The 21,431-nt window shown below is 60.5% G+C and carries 16 protein-coding genes; 12 read left to right on the forward strand and 4 right to left on the reverse strand.

The window, feature by feature from the left end:
* Nucleotide 1: 1 nt before the first annotated feature.
* Both ACODTD_RS10465 and ybaK read right to left on the reverse strand, forming a co-directional pair.
* Nucleotides 2–784, reverse strand: a complete 783-nt coding sequence (locus tag ACODTD_RS10465; RefSeq protein WP_011335745.1) for a PhzF family phenazine biosynthesis protein — start codon at nucleotides 782–784, stop codon at nucleotides 2–4.
* A gap of 89 nt (nucleotides 785–873) precedes the next feature.
* A complete protein-coding gene (gene ybaK, locus ACODTD_RS10470) occupies nucleotides 874–1,344 on the reverse strand; it encodes a Cys-tRNA(Pro) deacylase (protein WP_011335746.1) in 471 nt (156 codons plus the stop codon).
* 360 nt (nucleotides 1,345–1,704) lie between these two features.
* Here ybaK and ACODTD_RS10475 point away from each other — a divergent pair, with 360 nt between their 5' ends.
* The 11 genes from ACODTD_RS10475 to ACODTD_RS10525 all read left to right on the forward strand — a co-directional run bounded on the left by ACODTD_RS10475 (nucleotide 1,705) and on the right by ACODTD_RS10525 (nucleotide 13,976).
* Nucleotides 1,705–2,556, forward strand: a complete 852-nt coding sequence (locus tag ACODTD_RS10475; protein ID WP_489104815.1) for an MIP/aquaporin family protein — start codon at nucleotides 1,705–1,707, stop codon at nucleotides 2,554–2,556.
* A 78-nt stretch (nucleotides 2,557–2,634) separates the two neighbouring features.
* The gene (gene glpK / locus ACODTD_RS10480; protein WP_011335748.1) at nucleotides 2,635–4,137 is read left to right on the forward strand and encodes a glycerol kinase GlpK; all 1,503 of its coding nucleotides are present in this window, start codon (nucleotides 2,635–2,637) and stop codon (nucleotides 4,135–4,137) included.
* Nucleotides 4,138–4,232: 95 nt separating this feature from the next.
* Complete coding sequence (locus tag ACODTD_RS10485) at nucleotides 4,233–4,988, forward strand: DeoR/GlpR family transcriptional regulator (protein ID WP_007953179.1); 756 nt, start codon at nucleotides 4,233–4,235, stop codon at nucleotides 4,986–4,988.
* Between the two features lie 199 nt (nucleotides 4,989–5,187).
* Nucleotides 5,188–6,726 (forward strand): glycerol-3-phosphate dehydrogenase, encoded by a 1,539-nt coding sequence (glpD, locus tag ACODTD_RS10490; protein ID WP_011335749.1) that lies wholly within the window; start codon nucleotides 5,188–5,190, stop codon nucleotides 6,724–6,726.
* Nucleotides 6,727–7,065: 339 nt separating this feature from the next.
* On the forward strand, nucleotides 7,066–7,980 hold the full coding sequence (locus tag ACODTD_RS10495; protein WP_011335750.1) for a glutamate/aspartate ABC transporter substrate-binding protein: 915 nt from the start codon (nucleotides 7,066–7,068) through the stop codon (nucleotides 7,978–7,980).
* A gap of 194 nt (nucleotides 7,981–8,174) precedes the next feature.
* Complete coding sequence (locus ACODTD_RS10500) at nucleotides 8,175–8,921, forward strand: amino acid ABC transporter permease (protein ID WP_007953174.1); 747 nt, start codon at nucleotides 8,175–8,177, stop codon at nucleotides 8,919–8,921.
* Entirely contained in the window at nucleotides 8,921–9,592 is a 672-nt protein-coding gene (locus ACODTD_RS10505) for an amino acid ABC transporter permease (protein WP_007953172.1), read from the forward strand. The genes ACODTD_RS10500 and ACODTD_RS10505 overlap by 1 nt, the downstream gene beginning before the upstream one ends.
* Entirely contained in the window at nucleotides 9,589–10,323 is a 735-nt protein-coding gene (locus ACODTD_RS10510; RefSeq protein WP_221615288.1) for an amino acid ABC transporter ATP-binding protein, read from the forward strand. Before ACODTD_RS10505 ends, ACODTD_RS10510 begins: the two co-directional genes overlap by 4 nt.
* Before the next feature lie 64 nt (nucleotides 10,324–10,387).
* Nucleotides 10,388–12,301 (forward strand): two-component sensor histidine kinase AauS, encoded by a 1,914-nt coding sequence (gene aauS / locus ACODTD_RS10515; RefSeq protein WP_489104816.1) that lies wholly within the window; start codon nucleotides 10,388–10,390, stop codon nucleotides 12,299–12,301.
* Complete coding sequence (aauR, locus tag ACODTD_RS10520) at nucleotides 12,298–13,626, forward strand: two-component response regulator AauR (RefSeq protein WP_085606770.1); 1,329 nt, start codon at nucleotides 12,298–12,300, stop codon at nucleotides 13,624–13,626. Before aauS ends, aauR begins: the two co-directional genes overlap by 4 nt.
* A gap of 20 nt (nucleotides 13,627–13,646) precedes the next feature.
* Nucleotides 13,647–13,976 carry a GlpM family protein gene (locus tag ACODTD_RS10525; RefSeq protein ID WP_162831789.1) on the forward strand — a complete coding sequence of 110 codons (330 nt, stop codon included), beginning with the start codon at nucleotides 13,647–13,649 and terminating at the stop codon, nucleotides 13,974–13,976.
* Nucleotides 13,977–14,018: 42 nt separating this feature from the next.
* On the opposite strand, the gene ACODTD_RS10530 is transcribed toward ACODTD_RS10525, so the two are convergent.
* Both ACODTD_RS10530 and ACODTD_RS10535 read right to left on the reverse strand, forming a co-directional pair.
* The gene (locus tag ACODTD_RS10530) at nucleotides 14,019–14,468 is read right to left on the reverse strand and encodes a hypothetical protein (protein ID WP_146615285.1); all 450 of its coding nucleotides are present in this window, start codon (nucleotides 14,466–14,468) and stop codon (nucleotides 14,019–14,021) included.
* Nucleotides 14,469–14,643: 175 nt separating this feature from the next.
* Nucleotides 14,644–15,675, reverse strand: coding sequence for an alpha/beta fold hydrolase (locus ACODTD_RS10535; protein WP_489104817.1), 1,032 nt, complete (start codon nucleotides 15,673–15,675; stop codon nucleotides 14,644–14,646).
* 205 nt (nucleotides 15,676–15,880) lie between these two features.
* Between ACODTD_RS10535 and ACODTD_RS10540 the strand changes: the two genes are divergently transcribed.
* Nucleotides 15,881–21,415: a dermonecrotic toxin domain-containing protein gene (locus ACODTD_RS10540; protein ID WP_489104818.1), complete on the forward strand. Its 5,535-nt coding sequence runs from the start codon at nucleotides 15,881–15,883 to the stop codon at nucleotides 21,413–21,415.
* Nucleotides 21,416–21,431: the final 16 nt, after the last annotated feature.

Below are 21,431 nucleotides of genomic sequence, written 5' to 3' on the forward strand. Positions count from 1 at the left end.
CTCAGCCCAGCATCAATGTGCCGCTGGCCACCAGCGTCGCATTCCCACCGATCTTCACTCGCTCGCCCTCCAGCCGACAGAACAGTTCACCGCCCCGCGCCGAACGCTGGCACGCGGTCAGGCTGGATTTGCCCAGACGTTTCGACCAGTACGGAATCAGGCTGCAATGGGTCGAGCCGGTGACCGGGTCTTCATTGATACCGATCGCCGGGGCGAAATAGCGCGAGACAAAATCATGCTGATTGCCCCGCGCGGTGACGATCGCGCCCAGCCACGGCAGCTTGGCGAGGGCGATCATGTCCGGCGTGCAATCGAGCACCGCCTGCTCGGACTCCAGCACCACAAATAGTTCGTTGGAACTCAGGACGTCCACCGCCTGAACATTCAGCGCCCGCTCGATCTCCAGGGTGACGCCTTTCTCCACCGCTTCGATGGCCGGGAAATCGAGCCACAGCCTGTCGCCTTCGCGGCTGACGCTCAACGGCCCGGACTTGCAGGTGAAGTCCAGACGCTCGGCCGTTTCCTTATAGATCTCGAACAGCACGTAGGCGCTGGCCAGGGTCGCGTGACCACACAGCGGCACTTCGGTGGTCGGCGTGAACCAGCGGATGTGCCACACCTGCCCCTCGCGCACCAGAAACGCGGTTTCCGCCAGATTGTGCTCGGCGGCGATCTTCTGCATCAGTTCGTCCGCGAGCCACGCGTCGAGCCGATAGACCATTGCCGGATTACCGCTGAAGGGCCGATCACTGAACGCGTCGACCTGATGAAACTCGAGCTGCATAACCTTCTCCCTGTGTCAGTCGAACGAGCATGCAGCGCCGGCCGGATCAGCGCCAGTGACAGTGCCGGCCAATTTTCTTCATACAGACGTCAAGGGCGACCGATGTCGGCAAATTTCGCCTGGGTGTGTTCTGCCAATACTGCCGGCGCCAGTTCCACTTCCAGCCCTCGCCGGCCGGCACTGACATAAATGGTCGCAAAAGGCTGGGCCGAATTATCGATGAAGGTACGCAGGCGTTTTTTCTGCCCCAGCGGACTGATGCCGCCCAACAGATAACCGGTGGAGCGTTGCGCGGCGGCCGGGTCGGCCATCTCGACTTTTTTCACGCCGGCGGCGTGGGCGAGCCCCTTGAGGTCGAGACTTCCGACGACCGGCACCACTGCCACCAGCAACTCACCCTTCTCGCTGGCCGCCAGCAGCGTCTTGAATACCTGCGCCGGATCGAGCCCCAGTTTCTCCGCGGCCTCCAGGCCATATGACGCGGCCTTCGGGTCATGTTCGTAACTGTGCACGTGATGTTCGGCACGAACTTTTTTCAACAAGTCCAACGCAGGGGTCATGGCAGCTCCGGGCTCGGCAGTGGCAAAAAATCCTGCGGCGGATTTTAGGCCATCGCTGGGCAAAAGGCTCTACCACGCGCCACGTTTCCCGGGGTTTGCGGGCGGATAACAGCCGGGCAGGCCGGGTGATCCGCAGGATCATTCACATGACTGATAGTTTATTTGTGACTGGTGGTTCACTTTCGACCTTTGACAGGTTTGTTTCTTGTCTATATTTTTTCGAATCTGAATAATGTAAGAATTATGGTCATCGCAGCACCCAGCAGTAAACCGGGAACAGGATGGGGATCCTGCCTCGGCGAAAATCGCGCCTTGCCCTGTCGGCAACGCGCCAGACAACAACAAAAACCGAGGTTTTCAATGACAACTGCGTTACAGCAACCTTCGCTCTCGAGCCAGTGCCTGGCCGAGTTTCTGGGTACTGCACTCCTGATCTTTTTCGGCACGGGTTGTGTCGCCGCGCTCAAGGTCGCGGGCGCCAGCTTCGGTCTCTGGGAAATCAGCATCATCTGGGGCGTCGGCGTCAGCATGGCGATCTACCTCACCGCCGGCGTTTCCGGCGCGCACCTGAACCCTGCCGTCAGTATCGTCCTGAGCATTTTCGCCGACTTCGAAAAGCGCAAACTGCCGTTCTACATTCTGGCCCAGGTCGCCGGCGCCTTCTGCGGCGCGCTGTTGGTCTACACGCTGTACAGCAACCTGTTCTTCGATTACGAACAAACTCACCATATGGTTCGCGGCACTGAAGCCAGCCTCGAACTGGCATCGGTGTTCTCCACCTTCCCGAACCCTGCGCTGTCGACTGCGCAAGCGTTCTTGGTCGAGGTGATCATCACTGCGATTCTGATGGGCGTGATCATGTCCCTGACCGACGACAACAACGGCCTGCCGAAAGGCCCGCTGGCGCCACTGCTGATCGGTCTGCTGATTGCCGTGATTGGCAGCTCGATGGGCCCGCTGACCGGTTTCGCGATGAACCCGGCACGGGACTTCGGCCCGAAACTGATGACTTTCTTCGCCGGCTGGGGTGAAATTTCCTTCACCGGCGCACGTGAAATCCCGTACTTCCTGATTCCGATTTTTGCACCGATTGTCGGTGCCTGCCTCGGCGCTGCCGGGTATCGCGGGCTGATTGCCCGTCACCTGACCGGCGCCACACCTGCTACAAAGGATGCAGAACCGGCCATTGACGGCAAACCAAGAACTTCTTGAAACAGTCGGCGCGGACTCCTGCCCTGATAGAGACCGCGCCACGGCCCACTCTCCCTTATTTCGTCCAAGGCAATCGACATGACCGACATTGAGAATAAGAACTACATCATTGCCCTCGATCAGGGTACGACCAGCTCCCGCGCGATCATTTTCGACCGCGACGCGAACGTGGTCTGCACCGCACAACGCGAATTCGCCCAGCACTACCCGCAAGCCGGTTGGGTCGAACACGACCCGATGGAAATCTTCGCCACCCAGAGCGCGGTGATGGTCGAAGCGCTGGCCCAGGCCGGCCTGCACCATGACCAGGTCGCCGCCATCGGCATCACCAACCAGCGCGAAACCACCGTGGTCTGGGACAAGACCACCGGCCGCCCGGTGTACAACGCGATCGTCTGGCAATGCCGGCGCAGCACCGAGATCTGCCAGCAGCTCAAGCGCGACGGTCATGAAGACTACATCCGCGACACTACGGGACTGGTCACCGACCCGTACTTCTCCGGCACCAAACTGAAGTGGATCCTCGACAACGTCGAAGGCAGCCGTGAGCGCGCGCGCAACGGCGAACTGCTGTTCGGCACCGTCGACAGCTGGCTGATCTGGAAATTCACTGGCGGTAAAGTCCACGTCACCGACTACACCAACGCCTCGCGCACCATGCTCTTCAACATCCACACCCTGGAGTGGGACGCGAAGATGCTGGAGATCCTCGACATCCCGCGCGAGATGCTGCCGGAAGTCAAAGCCTCTTCGGAAATCTACGGCCGTACCAAAAGTGGCATCGCCATCGGCGGTATCGCCGGCGACCAGCAGGCTGCGCTGTTCGGCCAGATGTGCGTCGAGCCGGGCCAGGCAAAAAACACTTACGGCACCGGTTGCTTCCTGCTGATGAACACCGGCGACAAAGCGGTGAAATCCCAGCACGGCATGCTCACCACCATCGCCTGCGGCCCGCGCGGCGAAGTGGCCTACGCCCTGGAAGGTGCCGTGTTCAACGGCGGTTCGACCGTGCAGTGGCTGCGCGATGAACTGAAGATCGTCAACGACGCCCACGACACCGAATACTTCGCCAATAAAGTGAAGGACAGCAACGGCGTGTATCTGGTGCCAGCCTTCACCGGCCTCGGTGCGCCCTACTGGGATCCGTATGCCCGTGGCGCCCTGTTCGGCCTGACCCGTGGCGTGCGCGTGGATCACATCATCCGCGCTGCTCTGGAATCGATTGCCTATCAGACCCGCGACGTCCTCGACGCCATGCAACAGGACTCCGGCGAACGCCTCAAGGCCCTGCGCGTGGACGGCGGCGCGGTGGCAAACAACTTCCTGATGCAGTTCCAGGCCGACATCCTCGGCACCCAGGTCGAGCGTCCGAAAATGCGCGAAACCACGGCGCTCGGCGCAGCTTATCTGGCCGGTCTGGCGTGCGGATTCTGGGGCAGCCTGGAAGAACTGCGCGGCAAGGCCGTGATCGAGCGCGAATTCGAACCGAGCCTGGACGAAGTCGAGAAAGAGAAGCTGTATAAAGGCTGGAAAAAAGCTGTCAGCCGTACCCGTGACTGGGCGCGTGAAGACGCTGAATAAGCCAACCTGAGTACTCGTATCCGTATGTAACTGGTAGGGAGCGGATTCCTGCGGCATCATGGGCAAATTTTGCACGGCAGCCCAAAGGAAGCCCCATGAATCTGCCTCCCCGTCAGCAGCAAATCCTCGAACTGGTCCGCGAACGCGGCTATGTGAGCATCGAGGAAATGGCCACGCTGTTCGTTGTTACCCCGCAAACCATCCGCCGCGATATCAATCAACTGGCGGAAGCCAATCTGCTGCGTCGCTACCACGGCGGCGCCGCCTATGATTCCAGCGTCGAAAACACTGCCTACGCGATGCGCGCCGATCAGATGCGCGATGAAAAGCAACGCATCGGCGAAGCAATCGCCGCGCAGATCCCCGACCACGCCTCGCTGTTCATCAATATCGGCACGACGACCGAATCGATTGCCCGCGCCCTGCTCAATCACAGCCATCTGAAGATCATCACCAACAACCTGCACGTCGCCTCGATGCTCAGTGCCAAGGATGATTTCGATGTGCTGCTGACCGGCGGCAATGTGCGTCGCGATGGCGGCGTGGTGGGCCAGGCGAGCGTGGACTTCATCAATCAGTTCAAGGTCGACTTTGCGCTGGTGGGCATCAGCGGCATCGACGAAGACGGCAGCCTGCTCGACTTCGATTACCAGGAAGTGCGGGTGTCCCAGGCGATCATCGCCAATGCCCGGCAGGTGATCCTGGCGGCGGACTCCAGCAAGTTCGGCCGTAACGCGATGATCCGCCTCGGCCCGATCAGCCTGATCGATTGCCTGGTGACCGATCAGCAGCCGGTGCCAGCCCTGGCGCAACTGCTGAGCCAGCACAAGATTCGCCTGGAAGTCGTTTAACCCTCTCCTCCGCATAAGGCGCCTGCACCGGCGCCCTATGCGCATCTGATGTTCGAATATTTTCCTTTCTCGGCCCTTCGATGAGTTTTTTCAATCGAAGTCGACTGGCTGCGCGCGTCTTTATGGGCTACCATTTTCGCAAATGAACATTAATGTTCGATTTCCAAGACAGAAAATCAAAAGAGCCCGAGGCCAGCCGATGTCCACATCTACCTTGCGTACGCCCCCTATCTCCGAGATCTACGACATCGCTGTCATCGGCGGCGGGATCAATGGCGTTGGGATCGCAGCGGATGCCGCCGGTCGCGGTCTTTCGGTGTTCCTTTGCGAAAAGGACGACCTGGCCAGCCACACTTCGTCAGCCAGCAGCAAGTTGATCCACGGTGGCCTGCGCTACCTCGAACATTACGAATTCCGTCTGGTGCGCGAAGCATTGGCCGAACGCGAAGTGCTACTGGCCAAAGCCCCGCACATCGTCAAGCCAATGCGTTTCGTGCTGCCGCACCGTCCGCACCTGCGTCCGGCATGGATGATCCGCGCGGGTCTGTTCCTCTATGACCACCTCGGCAAGCGCGAAAAACTGGCTGGCTCGAAAAGCCTGAAGTTCGGCGCCGACAGCGCACTGAAAAGCGAAATCAGCAAAGGCTTCGAATACTCCGATTGCTGGGTCGACGACGCCCGCCTCGTGGTGCTGAACGCCATGGCCGCCCGTGAAAAAGGCGCGCATATTCACACCCAGACCCGTTGTGTCAGCGCCCGCCGCGCCAAGGGTCTTTGGCACCTGAACCTGGAGCGTGCCGACGGCAGCCTGTTTTCGATCACCGCCAAAGCGCTGGTGAACGCTGCAGGCCCGTGGGTCGCCAAGTTCATCCGTGACGACCTGAAGATGGAATCGCCGTACGGCATCCGTCTGATCCAGGGCAGCCACATCATCGTGCCGAAGCTGTACGAAGGCGATCACGCGCACATTCTGCAAAACGAAGATCAGCGCATCGTTTTCACCATCCCGTACCTGAACAACCTGACCCTGATCGGCACCACCGACCGCGAGTACACCGGCGATCCGGCCAAAGTGGCGATCACCGACGGCGAAACCGATTACCTGCTCAAAGTGGTCAATGCCCATTTCAAGAAGCAGATCAGCCGTGGCGACATCCTGCACACCTACTCGGGCGTGCGCCCGCTGTGCAATGACGAATCCGACAACCCCTCGGCCGTGACCCGCGACTACACCCTGGCGTTGTCCGGCAGCACCGAGGAGGCGCCGCTGCTGTCGGTGTTCGGCGGCAAGCTGACCACCTACCGCAAGCTCGCGGAGTCGGCGATGGCGCAGCTGATGCCGTTCTTCACCCAGATGCGCCCGAGCTGGACCGCCACCGCCACCCTGCCCGGCGGCGAAGACATGACTACGCCACAGGCCCTGAGCGCGCTGATCCGCGACAAGTTCGACTGGGTACCGACCGAAATTGCCCGCCGCTGGGCCACCACCTACGGCAGCCGCACTTGGCGCATGCTCGAAGGCGTCGACACCCTGGCCGACTTGGGCGAACACATCGGCGGCGGGCTCTACACCCGTGAAGTCGATTACCTGTGCACTGAAGAGTGGGCCACCACCGCGCGTGACATTCTGTGGCGTCGCAGCAAACTGGGCCTGTTCACCACGCCAGCCGAGCAAGAAAGACTGGCGGCGTACCTGAACAAGGTCGAGCAGAACCGCAGCAAGATCGAAGCGGCCTGATCCGTTCGTCGTTGAACAAAAAGCCCCTGAATCGAGAGATTCAGGGGCTTTTTGCATTCAGGCTGAAACAAGGCGCAGCGAAGACGTTCGGTTTTCCGAACGCGACCTGACGGTCAATTCGGTTAACCGGATCAGATTGATGGAAAAACACCATCACAAAACTTTAATAACGTTATAAATCAATGCATTAACGCCTATCGACTGGTCTGGCACGACTCATGCTCTACACTCCTTCGACGAATGCCTGTTGCGCCAACACAGCAGGAGCCGTCAGGCATTCGAAGTACAAAGGGCCCGCTCAACCGGCTCCATAAAAAAAACAATGTCGAGGAAAATTTGATGCGCATCGTTCCCCATATCCTGGGCGCAGCCATTGCTGCCGCTCTGATCAGCACACCAGTTTTCGCTGCCGAACTCACCGGCACCCTTAAGAAGATCAAAGAGTCCGGCGTCATTACTTTGGGCCACCGTGACGCTTCCATTCCTTTCTCCTACATCGCTGACGCTTCCGGCAAGCCGGTCGGCTACTCCCACGATATCCAGCTGGCCATCGTCGAAGCGATCAAGAAAGACCTCGACCTGCCAAACCTGCAGGTCAAATACAACCTCGTCACTTCGCAAACCCGTATCCCGCTGGTGCAGAACGGCACCGTGGACGTCGAGTGCGGCTCCACCACCAACAACGTCGAGCGTCAGCAACAGGTCGACTTCTCCGTCGGCATCTTCGAAATCGGTACCCGCCTGCTGTCCAAGGCTGACTCCAAGTACAAGGACTTCGACGATCTGAAAGGCAAGAACGTCGTGACCACCGCCGGCACCACTTCCGAGCGCATCCTCAAGGCAATGAACGCCGACAAGCAGATGGGCATGAACGTGATCTCCGCCAAGGACCACGGTGAATCCTTCCAGATGCTGGAATCGGGTCGTGCCGTCGCGTTCATGATGGACGACGCCCTGCTGGCCGGCGAAGCCGCCAAAGCCAAGAAAGCCTCCGACTGGGCCGTGACCGGCACTCCACAGTCGTACGAAATCTATGGCTGCATGATGCGCAAGGGCGACGAGCCGTTCAAAAAGGCTGTCGACGACGCCATCAAGGCGACCTACGCTTCGGGTGAGATCAACAAGATCTACGAAAAATGGTTCATGCAGCCGATTCCGCCAAAAGGCCTGAACCTGAACTTCCCGATGAGCGACGAGCTCAAGGCCCTGATCGCCAATCCGACCGACAAAGCGGCTGACGACAAGAAATCCTGATTTCTGACTAACCTTATCCCCTGAGGAGGCGCCTGCCTTCTCAGGGGATGGTCACTCCCTGCTGGCACTTATTGGAAACACTCGAACCGGTGGCTGTCGAGCCGATCGCGTGTGCCTGATTTTCACAATCAGGGTGGGAACGGAGCTTCCCCAGGCGGGCACTTGTACATCGATCGAATCGAGGGGAGACCCTAATGAATTACAACTGGGACTGGGGCGTGTTCTTCAAGTCCACCGGCGTGGGCAGCGAGACCTATCTCGACTGGTTCATTTCCGGTCTGGGCTGGACCATCGCCATCGCCATCGTGGCCTGGATCATCGCCCTGTTGCTCGGCTCGCTGCTGGGCATCATGCGCACCGTGCCGAACCGCATCGTGTCGGGCATCGCGACCTGCTACGTCGAACTGTTCCGCAACGTGCCGCTGCTGGTTCAGCTGTTCATCTGGTACTTCCTGGTGCCCGATCTGCTGCCGCCGGATCTGCAGGAATGGTACAAGCAGGACCTGAACCCGACCACTTCGGCCTACCTGAGTGTTGTCGTGTGCCTGGGCCTGTTCACCGCCGCCCGGGTCTGCGAACAGGTTCGCACCGGTATCCAGGCACTGCCACGCGGCCAGGAATCCGCCGCCCGCGCCATGGGTTTCAAGCTGCCGCAGATCTACTGGAACGTGCTGCTGCCCCAAGCCTACCGGATCATCATTCCGCCGCTCACCTCGGAATTCCTGAACGTGTTCAAGAACTCCTCCGTGGCGTCCCTGATCGGTCTGATGGAGCTGCTGGCGCAAACCAAACAGACCGCCGAATTCTCGGCCAACCTGTTTGAAGCCTTCACCCTGGCGACCCTGATCTATTTCACCCTCAACATGAGCCTGATGCTGCTGATGCGCATGGTCGAGAAGAAAGTCGCCGTGCCCGGCCTGATCTCCGTGGGGGGTAAATAATGGAATTCGATTTCAGTGGCATCGTTCCGGCCATTCCCGGCCTGTGGAACGGCATGCTGATGACCCTCAAGCTGATGGCGCTGGGCGTGGTCGGCGGGATCATCCTCGGCACCATCCTCGCGCTGATGCGCCTGTCCCACAGCAAACTGCTGTCGAGCATCGCTGGTGCGTACGTCAACTATTTCCGTTCGATCCCGCTGCTGCTGGTGATCACCTGGTTCTACCTGGCAGTGCCGTTCGTGCTGCGCTGGATTACCGGCGAAGACACCCCGATCGGTGCGTTCACCTCGTGCATCGTGGCCTTCATGATGTTCGAAGCGGCCTACTTCTGCGAAATCGTCCGGGCCGGCGTGCAGTCGATCCCGAAAGGCCAGATGGGCGCGGCGCAGGCACTGGGCATGACCTACGGCCAGATGATGCGCCTGATCATCCTGCCCCAGGCGTTCCGCAAGATGACCCCGCTGCTGCTGCAGCAGAGCATCATCCTGTTCCAGGACACCTCGCTGGTCTACACCGTGGGCCTGGTGGACTTCCTCAACGCCTCGCGCGCCAGTGGCGACATCATTGGCCGCTCGAATGAGTTCCTGATCTTCGCAGGTCTCGTGTACTTCACCATCAGCTTTGCCGCCTCGGTGCTGGTCAAGCGTCTGCAAAAAAGGTTCGCCGTATGATCTCTATCAAGAACATCAACAAGTGGTATGGGGACTTCCAGGTGCTGACCGATTGCAGCACCGAGGTCAAAAAGGGTGAAGTGATCGTGGTCTGCGGTCCGTCCGGTTCGGGCAAGTCGACCCTGATCAAGTGCGTCAACGCACTGGAGCCGTTCCAGAAAGGCGACATCGTGGTCGACGGCACGTCGATTGCCGATCCGAAGACCAACCTGCCGAAACTGCGCTCGCGCGTCGGCATGGTGTTCCAGCATTTCGAATTGTTCCCGCACCTGACCATCACCGAAAACCTGACCATCGCGCAGATCAAGGTGCTGGGCCGCAGCAAGGAAGAAGCCACCAAGAAAGGCCTGCAACTGCTCGAGCGCGTCGGCCTGTCGGCTCATGCCCACAAACATCCGGGCCAGTTGTCCGGCGGTCAGCAACAGCGTGTGGCGATCGCCCGTGCGCTGGCGATGGACCCGATCGTCATGCTGTTCGACGAACCGACCTCGGCGCTGGACCCGGAAATGGTCAACGAAGTGCTCGACGTAATGGTGCAACTGGCCCACGAAGGCATGACCATGATGTGCGTGACCCACGAAATGGGCTTCGCCCGTAAAGTGGCCGATCGCGTGATCTTCATGGACGCCGGCAAGATCATCGAAGACTGCAAGAAAGAAGAGTTCTTTGGCAACATCAGCCAACGCTCCGAACGCGCGCAGCATTTCCTCGAGAAAATCCTGCAGCACTAAAAACGGCTGCATTCCCCGACATCCTCTGTCGGGGAATGCAGGTGGTTGACCCAAGGCATCTGTGATGAAATGCGACCCCACTCTCTATCGCGCCACGCCGCCATCACTTGCCGTGAAACCCCGTCTGATCCGCCACCTGTTCCTGCCGCCGCTGGTCATCGCCCTGATGATCGGACTGGGTTACATCGGCTTCTGGACCAGTGAACATTTCGGCATCCGCAGCCTCGGCGAAAACGGCCAGCGCCAGCTGGAACTGCACGCCCGCGCGGTCGAAAGCGAGATCAGCAAATACACCTACCTGCCCAGCCTGCTGGAACTCGAGTCGAGCGTTTCGCTGCTGCTGGACGACCCGACCCCGGAACACCGGCAAACGGTCAACGATTACCTCGAAGGCCTGAACCGGCGCAGCCGCAGTCGGGCCATCTACGTCATGGACACCACCGGCCGTGTCATGGCCACCAGCAACTGGCGCGACGTCGACAGTTATCTCGGTGAAGACCTGTCGTTCCGCGCCTACTTCCAGAACGCCATCCGCGGCCAGCCCGGACGTTTCTACGGGATCGGCAGCACCAACGGCGAACCCGGTTACTACCTGGCCCACGGCCTCGAAGAACACGGCAAGATCATCGGCGTCGCGGTGGTCAAGGTGCGCCTGGAAGCCTTGGAGGAACGCTGGCAGCGGGCGCGCCTCGAAGCGTTCGTCAGCGATGAAAACGGCATCATCATTCTGTCCAGCGATCCGGCCCGGCGCCTGAAATCGGTGATACCGCTGAGCGACGAGACCAAGGAAAAACTCGCCCGCAGCCTGCAGTACTACTGGTTCCCGCTGAACGAACTGCAACCGCTGGCCCGGGAAACCCTGTCCGAAGGCGTGGAAAAGCTCACCTTCCCGGCCAACAGCGAAGTGCCGAGCCAACAGGATGGCGATGAGGAAAACATCAGCTATCTGGCGCAAACCCGACCGCTGAGCGATACCCCGTGGAATTTCACCCTGCTCACCCCGTTGCAGGATCTGCGGCGCGAAGCGATCAATCAGGGGATTCTGGTAGCCGTGGCGTTTGCCCTGGTGGCGTTCCTGCTGATCGCCTGGAACGAACGGCGCAAGGTCATCGCCACCCGCCTCGCCGCCCGCGAAGCCCTGCAGGAAGCCAACAATCAGCTGGAGCGTCGGATTACCGAACGCACCGCCGACCTGCGCGCCAGCAATGACCGGCTCAAGAGCCAGATCCGCGAACGGCGTCAGGCCGAAGAAACCTTGCGCCGCGCCCAGGACGAACTGGTGCAGGCCGGCAAACTCGCGGCCATCGGCCAGATGTCCACCAGCATCGCCCACGAACTGAACCAGCCGCTGGCGGCGATGCGCACGCTGTCGGGCAACACCATTCGCTTCCTCGAGCGCGGCCAGCTCGATGTCGCCAGCACCAACCTCAAGACCATCAACGACCTGATCGACCGCATGGGCCGGATCACCGCCAGCCTGCGCTCCTTCGCCCGGCGCGGTGACGACAAGGGCCGCGCCAGCCTCGGCAAAGCGGTGGATGCTGCGCTGCAAGTGCTCGGCGCCCGAGTTGAAAGTGCTTCACTGCAATTGCATCGGCAATTCGACGATGCGCAGGTGCAGATCGACCAGACCCGCCTGGAACAGATTCTGGTCAACCTGATCGGCAACGCCCTCGACGCCATGCAGGCGCAACCGCTGCCGGAACTGTGGCTCGAAGGTGAAGAATTCAACGGCAAATATCGCCTGCGAGTGCGCGACAACGGCCACGGCATCGACGCCGAAGCGCGCAAGCACCTTTTCGAACCGTTCTTCACCACCAAACCCGGCGAACAGGGCCTGGGCCTCGGCCTGACCCTGTCGGCCAGCCTCGCCGCCGCCACCGGCGGGCATCTGGGTGTCGAGCACCCGGCCAGCGGTGGTACCACTTTCGTCCTCAGTTTACCGTTGGTAAGCCCTACTCCTGCCGAGCCAATATGAACAACGACCTCAGTGTATTGATCGTCGAAGACGACCCCCATGTCCTGCTCGGCTGCCAGCAGGCGCTGACCCTCGAAGACATCCCCTGCATCGGCGTGGGCAGTGCCGAAGAAGCGCTGGAGCAGGTCGGCGACAACTTCGCCGGGATCGTCATCAGCGACATTCGCCTGCCGGGCATCGACGGCCTGGAACTGCTGACCCGGCTCAAGCAACGCGACCGCAGCCTGCCGGTGGTGCTGATCACCGGCCACGGCGACATCTCCATGGCCGTCGGCGCGATGCAGAAAGGCGCCTACGACTTCATGGAAAAACCGTTCTCCCCTGAACGACTGGTGGACGTGGCCCGTCGTGCGCTGGAGCAACGCAGCCTCAATCGCGAAGTTTCGTCCCTGCGCCGGCAACTGGCCGAACGCGATTCCCTTGAAGGGCGGATCATCGGGCGTTCGCCGGCCATGCAGAACCTGCGCGAACTGATCGCCAACGTCGCCGACACCTCGGCCAACGTATTGATCGAAGGCGAGACCGGCACCGGCAAGGAACTGGTCGCCCGCTGCCTGCACGATTTCAGCCGACGCCACACCAAACAGTTCGTCGCGCTGAACTGCGGCGGTCTGCCGGAAAACCTGTTCGAAAGCGAAATCTTCGGTCACGAAGCCAACGCCTTCACCGGCGCCGGCAAACGGCGGATCGGCAAGATCGAGCACGCCGACGGCGGCACGCTGTTCCTCGACGAAGTGGAAAGCATGCCGCTGCCGTTGCAGATCAAACTGCTGCGGGTGTTGCAGGAGCGCACCCTCGAACGCCTCGGCTCGAACCAGAGCGTGGCGGTGGATTGCCGGGTGATTGCGGCCACCAAGTCCGACCTCGACGAGTCGAGCAAGGCCGGGGAATTTCGCAGTGACTTGTACTACCGCCTCAACGTGGTGACGCTGGAACTGCCGCCCCTGCGCGAACGCCGCGAAGACATCCTGCAACTGTTCGAACACTTCACCCAGCAATCGGCCCTGCGTTTCGACCGGGCGCTGCCGGAGCTGGACAACCAGACGTTGTCGAGCCTGATGAGCCACGACTGGCCGGGCAACGTGCGCGAACTGCGCAACGTCGCCGAGCGTTTTGCCCTCGGTTTGCCGGCGTTCAAGAAAACCGGCGCGGGCAGCGCAGGTCAGGGCCTGGCGTTCGCCGAAGCGGTGGAAGCGTTCGAACGCAACCTGCTCAGCGACGCCCTGCAACGCAGCGGCGGCAACCTGACCCAGGCCAGCCTGGAACTGGGCATGGCCAAGACCACGCTGTTCGACAAAGTGAAAAAATACGGCCTGAGCCATTAAGCGAGAACAACGTGGATCTGATTTTCAAGGCAATGCTCGGTGCGGCCGTGGTGGTGATCCTCGCCATGCTGGCCAAGACCAAAAACTACTACATTGCCGGGCTGGTGCCGCTGTTCCCGACCTTCGCCCTGATCGCCCACTACATCGTCGGCAAGGGCCGTTCGATCGACGACCTGAAGACCACCATCGTCTTCGGCATGTGGTCGATCATTCCGTACTTCGTCTATCTGGCGACGCTGTACGTGATGGTCGACCGCATGCGCCTCGAAGCTTCGCTGGCGGTCGCGGCAGTGGCGTGGCTGATGGCGGCGACGGTGCTGGTGTCGGTGTGGGTGCGGCTGCATGCATAAAAAATCACGCTCGTCACCGTTTACCGTTTACCGTGAGTCCAGCTATTTACATTGACTAGTTGTAAGGGCCCCATGGCAGTTGTTCAAATGACCAACTATTTCGGGTGTAGTTGTTAAATCCAGATAGGTGGTAGAAGAATTCACATGCACTACCGAAAGAGCTTCACTAATTGTGTTGCCTGTCCAATTACTAGTCGGATTAGTCCCACCATCCTTGCACGTAATTGAGTCAAAAGTGCATTTGCCATTTGGCTCAACCGCAATCGTATGTGTCAGGCAACTATGATTAGCAGTGTTATTATTCCAGGCAGTCTCACACGCATTTGGTGGTTTTGGCTTTCTAGCTTCATCCCACGCTGCTGCGGCCGCATCAAACTTTCCGGGATCAGCCCAATACGCCTCTTCCATTTCATCCTCCGTCATGGCATAAGCGTGACCCGATATTACCTGCAGCAAAAACAACACCAGCATCCACAACTTTCCATTTCTCATGTCACTTTCCTTATAAAACCAATGCGTCATCGCAATATAAAAATAAACGGACAACCACAAGCACGCCACTGTCAGAAATAACAGTTCGCAAGATAAAAATGAAATAAGAAACCCTTGCTAAGAGCAAATCCAACTAACTTTCTAAAATTATAGAAATAAAACTAACGATCTACATTCAGAGAAAATCAGATCCCGAGCCTAAAATCTGCGCCCAGTGCGACGTGTCTTCGCGATGCTCGCGCAAATACGGCAACACCGCCGCCAGCAACGGCTCCTTGAACGCTTCCTGAAAACGGTGCGCCAGCCCCGGAATCAGTCGCAACTGACTGCCACGAATGTGCGCCGCCAGGTGCACGCCGTGCATCACCGGCAGCAGCGGATCCGCCGTGCCATGCACCACCAGGGTCGGGACGCGCAGTTGATTGAGCAACGCCACCCGACTCGGTTCGGCGAGGATCGCCATGATCTGGCGCTTCACGCCTTCAGGGTTGAACGCCCGGTCATAGGACAGCGCCGCCTGATGCAGCAACATCTGGCGATCATCAGTGACCGTCGGACTGCCCAGCGCCGCCAGCAGATCCGCCTGTTGCTCCAAGGCGATCTGGCGATTGGGAGCACCGCGCCGTGACAACAACTGCACCAACGCCGCGCTCGGCGCCGGCAGCCCTTCGGCGCCGGAGCTGGTCATGATCAGCGTCAGGCTCTCGACCCGTTGCGGGGCCATCGCCGCCATGTGCTGAGCGATCATCCCGCCCATGCTCGCGCCGAGCACGTGGAATTGCTCGACGTGCAGCGCGTCCATCAGGCCCAGCGCATCGTCGGCCATGTCTGTAAGGCTGTAAGGCGCCGCCACCGGCAGGCCGAGTTTGTAGCGCAGCACTTCAAAGGTAAGGTTGGCGTCGGCCGGCGCCTGGCGCCAGGTCGAAAGACCGACATCGCGGTTGTCATAGCGGATCACCCGGAACCCCTGCTGACACAGCGCAACCACCACTTCATCCGGCCAGTGGATCAACTGTCCGCCCAGCCCCATCACCAGCAGCAACGCCGGATCCGACGCACGGCCGATGCTCTGGTACGCCAGGCTCACCTGCTCCAGATCGACCCGTTCGGTCGGTACATTGACGTCGCAACGCGACGCCGCATAGGACGCCGGAACTAAAAAAACCGCGGCCAACAACGCCGCGACTGCAAAAAATCCCTTGAACATGAAAAACACCGAAACGCAGAACCCCAGTAGAGCGCGAGTCTGATGAAGTTTGTTCAAGCGCGCTGCCACAGTTCGATGACAGTTTGATGAAGAGTGCCGAGCGGTCGGCTGGACCCGATAACCATGCACCACCCGCTCCCTGACCATTGCTCTTGAATGACGCCTGAATGAGCGGATCCGCCGCTCTTTGTCTGAGCTTGTCGCCATGGTCGAACGATCCTTTTTAGAAAATCTCCCTGCCCCGCTGAACCTGCAGCACGAGTTCCCCCGTCTGCCCGTCTCTGTCGATGAAAGCCTGCTACAGAGCGCGGCAATCCGTCGGCGGACATGCAGCGAAGGGCTGCGCCAACTGTGCGCCGGCGCGCCCTCGGTACGCGATACCCTCGACCGCTTGCTCCACGAGAAACTGGGGCTGGACGGTCAGCAGTGCGGCTTGCTGTTTCACCCGACCAACAGGCATGCGCAGCGTTTTGTCAGTCTCACGGCAGCCTGCGCCTTCGTCGTCCAGCATCCGCGACTGGAAGAATGGCTCGACAACCGATGCCGGATGACCGGTGTGAACAGCGCCCACGCCCTGTCGACACTCACCCCGTCGCAATTGCTTGAACAAATCAAGGCTCTCGAACCGGCACTGGCGCTCGATGAGCGCTGGCAGGCTTACTGGAGCTCCCGAGCGCCTGGCACGCCGCTGTCCCGCCGGGATCAGGCCGATCGTCTGTATCGGGGACATGTCGAGGCCGCCGCACAAATGGCCTTTGCCCGGCGCACGGTAACGGCTGAACAGCTGGAACCCCTGTGGGCGCTGATGGACGGGGCGCAAACACGCAGCGCTTCGGACGATACCCTGCGCATCGAACTGCCGACCCTGCGACTGCACAACGGCGTGCGGGTCAGACCGGCGGCCGCCTGGGTCATCAGTCGCGCAGACGACGCTGCGCACTTGCTGTACGTGCCCGACCAGGCGGATGCGATCCAGGCCTTCGCCCGACGCAGTGATGTGCAGACCTGGCTGGCGCAGCCGCCATTCGTGCCCGCCGGACTGCCGGTCGAGAACCTCCAGGTCGAATATGCCGCGGTCGGCCGCTCACTGACGATGGTCTTCAACGAGTGGCTGTCGCAGCAGCAAATGACCCAAGTCGCTGCGTTGCGCAACGGATCGGACGGCAAACGCAATCTGGCCGAACACGGTCCTCGCTCGCTGGACGTCGCCGAGCGGATCGACCGACAGCGCAACCTCGCCACGTTCAGTGCGCCTCCCGGCCTGGACAGCCCGGCCCCAACGCCGGAGAGCGAAGATGAACCGTCACTGTTCGGCAACCTGCAGGCCGATGTGCCCTGGTCCCTGCGACAGGTTGCCGTCAAGCGAGCGTTCGATGCACTGGAGTCATTGGCGGATGATGAAGCCCTGCGATCGTTCAGAGCGCTGCAAACGATGCAGGAAAACGCCGAGCAAGCCGCCGACCTCGCCGCGCGGGCACTGCTCGAGCGCGAGCGAACGTTGGACATCCCCACGTTCAATCGGCAGTTCACCGCGCTGTACAACGCCCACAGACAAGGGCTGATTGCCGAAGCGCAAATGCAAAGGGCGCTGAATCAGATCAGCGTTGAAGAACATCACCTGCTCACAGCAATGCTTGGCACAGCCGACAGCGCCGATAGCGAATTTGTAGCAGCCAGCCTCACTCTGTCGCTGACCGAGTCCGAGGAAAACAGGACCACGATCAACCATCAAGAGATCAACGGCGCGTTCGTGCTGATGCGCGGGCAGCGCCCGCCAGACCACGCGCAAAGCCTGATGCTCTACTGGCCCGGCAGCGGCGGCGGACTGCAACGGTTCGCCGATCGCCAGGCCCTGGAACAGCAGTTGTTCAAGGTGCATGCAAATGCAGACAGCCCGGCGCTGGCGTTGACACCCCTCTCAGGCGATCCGCTGCAATACGCGTTGAATCAGCTGACCGGCGAGTTCGAAACCCGGGCGGCTACCATTCGCCAACGCAACAGCGAACCCTCGCGGGCACGACAGCGTGCAGATGAGCTGCAACACCTGCGCAGCCAGACGCTTGCCCTTCTACAAGTGCCAATCCACGCAGCCCGACGGCTGGCCATGGACTTTCGACTGGATCAGCAACGCAGCGCCACCCTCGCCACACAGTTGCCCGACTGGCTGCGCAATCTGCCGCAAACCGAACAACGCCCCCTCAAGGAACTGATCCAGGCCTGGATCGTTGCGATGAACCGCAGTCACGCTTTGCTGGCCGTCACGTTGCCGCCTCGTGAGGATTTCACCCGCCAGCGTCTGCAGGAACGGCTGCGTCGGGACTTTTCCCTTGAAGGGCATTTTTCGGTGCAACTGAACCTGCCGGATTCGGTGGCACTGCAGAAACAGACATTCAACGCGCCCGGCGCCCCCGGCACACCTCAGAAGCTGGTGGCGATACCCAGCGCCACCCGCAGCCGCCTGTCGCTGGAGACCCTGGCGCAGCTCAACATCGACAATACACCGTCGATGAATCTGGAACCCTTGCTGATGCGCCTGGACTTCATGCAGGTCGAAGTCAGTGCCAGCGACGACCGCGAACGCTCCGTCCTGCTTGAGGGGATCACCCTTCCCTACCTGCGCAAGCTGCTGCCGGAGCTGGATCTGCCCAAGGCCTACGAGCAACTGATCTACTGCACCTTCAAAGGCGCGACCGACGAGCCGCCGTTCCGGCGGGATCATCGGCGCGAATGCCTGCTCGAACCCTGGCGCCTGATGCTCAGGCTGCAAGGTCGATGCGCATGGCTGCAACATCAGATCGACCAATCTGCGTTGCAGATCTTCGATACGGCCATCGACGCCGACACCGACGAAGCCTGGAACCATGGTGATCGATGTATTGTGCTGCGCCCGGCGTTCCTGTCCGCCGGTGGTCCGGACACACCGGGCGAAGGGCCCGCTACGCTGTCCGGCGTGACCTTTATCGAAGAACAGGCAGGCGGCACGACATTGCTGTACCTGCCGGATGCGCCCGACGGTCGATTCCTGCGTGGTTACGACAGCCTCGAAGCGGCTCGCAAGGATCTGTTCCATCGCTGCAGCCAGGACACGATGATCCGCTATCTCGCCGGCCGCGCCTTGCAGGGCAGCGTCCGAGCCCACGAAAAACGTATCGCTGAAGCAGTGGATAAACGCTTTGACGGCATGATCGGCGTCGGACTGAAATGGCCACCCACCACATCGCTCGCTGCGCACCTGCTCGATGCCCACATGGGTCGCCTGATCGAGGCCCATCGCGGCACCTCGCGCTCAAATGAAGCGCTGTACCAAGAGCGCTATGCCCTCAATGGTCCCCGAGTATTCAACTACCTGAAAATGGCCTTGGGGCTGGTGCCCTTCGTGGGTACGGCAATTGCGCTGTATGACGCCTGGATCGCCGGCAATCAGGCCGTCGCGGCGTTTCTGCGGGGCAAGGTCGGCGATGGGCTGGCCGAGGTCGAATCGCTACTGCTGTGCCTGATCGATGCCGCCATCGATCTTTTGCCCGGCGCCGGCGCGAGCCTCAAAGCTCGTTCGGCGACCCGCACCCGCCTGCTTCGGAACCTGGCGACAGACTCAGCAGCGCTGATGCTGCGCAATCAAACCCAGACGCGCCGCATCGTCGAACGATTCGCCGGATACGAATATGAGAACCCGCTCTCGCTGGCCGGTGTGCAACCGGTCGACAGTGGCGTGTGGCGAAACATTTACCGGCATGCCGACGGGAATTTCATCGTCCGCCAGGGCAGGGTCTACAAGGTCGAATGGAGTCGTGATTCACGCAACTGGCGTTTGAGCGGCACCCCCCGCAAGACCTATAAACAACCCATCGCCCTGAACGAGGCAGGTGAGTGGGATACCTGGTTCGGTGTCTACGGCACCACGTTCGAGGGCGGGGGACTCGGTGGCGGCAATGTGCTGGGGTACATCGCCGACACCCTCGATCCGGTCTGGCCGCAAGCCATCCGCAACCGCCTGCCGCGCCGGTGGGTCGACCGCGCTTATCGGTTGCACCATCGGCTGACCCTTGAATGTGACAGCTTGAGCAACCGCATCGACGCCCAGGTCCGAAGAAGCGATGTGGTGATCAATACCCACTATCAGAACCCCGATAATCTGCTGTTCAGACTGGCCGCAGAAAAATGCTGCCGGGATGACATTGCCTTGGCCAAGCGTCAGTTTCAGACAGTGGCCGAGCTGCGTCCCCTTTCCCACGGCAACAAGCTGCGTGCCTTGCTGGATATACAGAGCCGCGACGCCAAACTGATCACCGACCGCCTCAAACACCGCGCGCTGATCACCAACCAGCGCATCAGGAAAAGACTGGATGACCTCGATGCACAGCATGAGGCCCTCGATGCGCTGCCGGCGGAGTCGATCGACGCGCGCTGGAGACAGCGTCAGGACATGCACCGGACCCGTCTCGAGATCATCAGCGCTATCGAGGACGTAGAAGGATTCATGAGCGATCTCAACCGTTGGTACAGCCTCATCACCGTGCAAACGGACAGGGCCAGACTGAGGGCGGTGGTCGATGACATGAACCGACGCATGACCGATTTCAATCTCGGGTACGTCAAGACTTCGCAACGCCTGGAGACAGTGCAGAACTTCGAACACACCGGCGATATCTCCTGGCGTTATCTGCAACAAAGTGCCTGGCAATTGCGGGCCGACATGGACCGAGCCCTGTTCACTCAGTTCAGTCTTTCGGAAGTCAGCGCCACGCGGGCGCAGCGCATGCAGATACTGACTGACTGCCTCGACACCTATGCAAAATACCGCCGGGAAATGAACCAGTGGACCGCCAGTTACCCCCAGTACTTTCATATGGAAGAGTTCGAACCGTTGATGGCCGGCGTGGAAGCCATGGCCGAGCGTGCCAGAAAGGCCATCGACCTTCCGGTACCCGCTCGCCCTGGCGGGCAGCGCGACAAGAAAATCTTCCGGACCGAAAACGATCAGTGGCTGATCGGGGTGGAGAACTGGGAACTCAGAACCCGCAAACGGCAATTTGTCCTGAACCACGGCAAAGCCGGGCAGCAAGTCTGGGAGCAGGCAACCAACGGCCGGTATCGCCAGGTGACTCCACAGCCACAAACACTGCCGCCGGCGCCCCGCCATCTGCCGTCACTGCTGGCCGATGCGCGCAAGCGGCTTGATGGACAACCGGCCTATCAGGCAAAGGTGCAGACCTATGCCGAACACGACATGCTCCCGGTGGATCTGGAACACATGATGGTCAGTGAAGCCAATGACTTGTCGCGCCGGGCCAGAGATATCGAAGCCCTGTCCGCCGGACATCCGGTGGTCGCAGAACTGAACGCCATGGCGGCCCGAATGCGTATTCAAGGACGGCAAATGCGTACCCGGCAAACCCTTGCCAGCCGAAGCCCCACCGATGGCATGCTCGAAGATCTGCTGCAACAAAATGCCGTGGAGGTCCGCAAGGTCGCGCTGATGAAGCAACTGCGCAATCGCACCGACGGCCGGCCAGACTACCTGCAGGAATACGAAATTCGCGATCTGAGCCTCCAGCCCCCCAGGCTGTTGTGGTATGCACATTTTCACTACAGCAAGGCCAGGCCAGCGTTCGGCGACTTCGAAAAAGCCCATTTGAAACTGCCTGAACACCGTGGCAAAACCCACGCTGACGATCAAACGTTGCCCTACGCCGACATCGGCAAGCGTTCGCCAGTGCTGCCCTGGTTCGAAGCGCTTTGACACGACCCGGGGAGCG

The sequence above is a fragment of the Pseudomonas sp. FG35 genome (genome assembly GCF_057809295.1).

Bases quoted from the DNA above. Each gene is read 5' to 3' on its own strand.
- ACODTD_RS10465 (WP_011335745.1), bottom strand. From the start codon at position 784: ATGCAGCTCGAGTTTCATCAGGTCGACGCGTTCAGTGATCGGCCCTTC.
- ybaK (WP_011335746.1), bottom strand. From the start codon at position 1,344: ATGACCCCTGCGTTGGACTTGTTGAAAAAAGTTCGTGCCGAACATCAC.
- ACODTD_RS10475 (WP_489104815.1), top strand. From the start codon at position 1,705: ATGACAACTGCGTTACAGCAACCTTCGCTCTCGAGCCAGTGCCTGGCC.
- glpK (WP_011335748.1), top strand. From the start codon at position 2,635: ATGACCGACATTGAGAATAAGAACTACATCATTGCCCTCGATCAGGGT.
- ACODTD_RS10485 (WP_007953179.1), top strand. From the start codon at position 4,233: ATGAATCTGCCTCCCCGTCAGCAGCAAATCCTCGAACTGGTCCGCGAA.
- glpD (WP_011335749.1), top strand. From the start codon at position 5,188: ATGTCCACATCTACCTTGCGTACGCCCCCTATCTCCGAGATCTACGAC.
- ACODTD_RS10495 (WP_011335750.1), top strand. From the start codon at position 7,066: ATGCGCATCGTTCCCCATATCCTGGGCGCAGCCATTGCTGCCGCTCTG.
- ACODTD_RS10500 (WP_007953174.1), top strand. From the start codon at position 8,175: ATGAATTACAACTGGGACTGGGGCGTGTTCTTCAAGTCCACCGGCGTG.
- ACODTD_RS10505 (WP_007953172.1), top strand. From the start codon at position 8,921: ATGGAATTCGATTTCAGTGGCATCGTTCCGGCCATTCCCGGCCTGTGG.
- ACODTD_RS10510 (WP_221615288.1), top strand. From the start codon at position 9,589: ATGATCTCTATCAAGAACATCAACAAGTGGTATGGGGACTTCCAGGTG.
- aauS (WP_489104816.1), top strand. From the start codon at position 10,388: ATGAAATGCGACCCCACTCTCTATCGCGCCACGCCGCCATCACTTGCC.
- aauR (WP_085606770.1), top strand. From the start codon at position 12,298: ATGAACAACGACCTCAGTGTATTGATCGTCGAAGACGACCCCCATGTC.
- ACODTD_RS10530 (WP_146615285.1), bottom strand. From the start codon at position 14,468: ATGAGAAATGGAAAGTTGTGGATGCTGGTGTTGTTTTTGCTGCAGGTA.
- ACODTD_RS10535 (WP_489104817.1), bottom strand. From the start codon at position 15,675: ATGTTCAAGGGATTTTTTGCAGTCGCGGCGTTGTTGGCCGCGGTTTTT.
- ACODTD_RS10540 (WP_489104818.1), top strand. From the start codon at position 15,881: ATGGTCGAACGATCCTTTTTAGAAAATCTCCCTGCCCCGCTGAACCTG.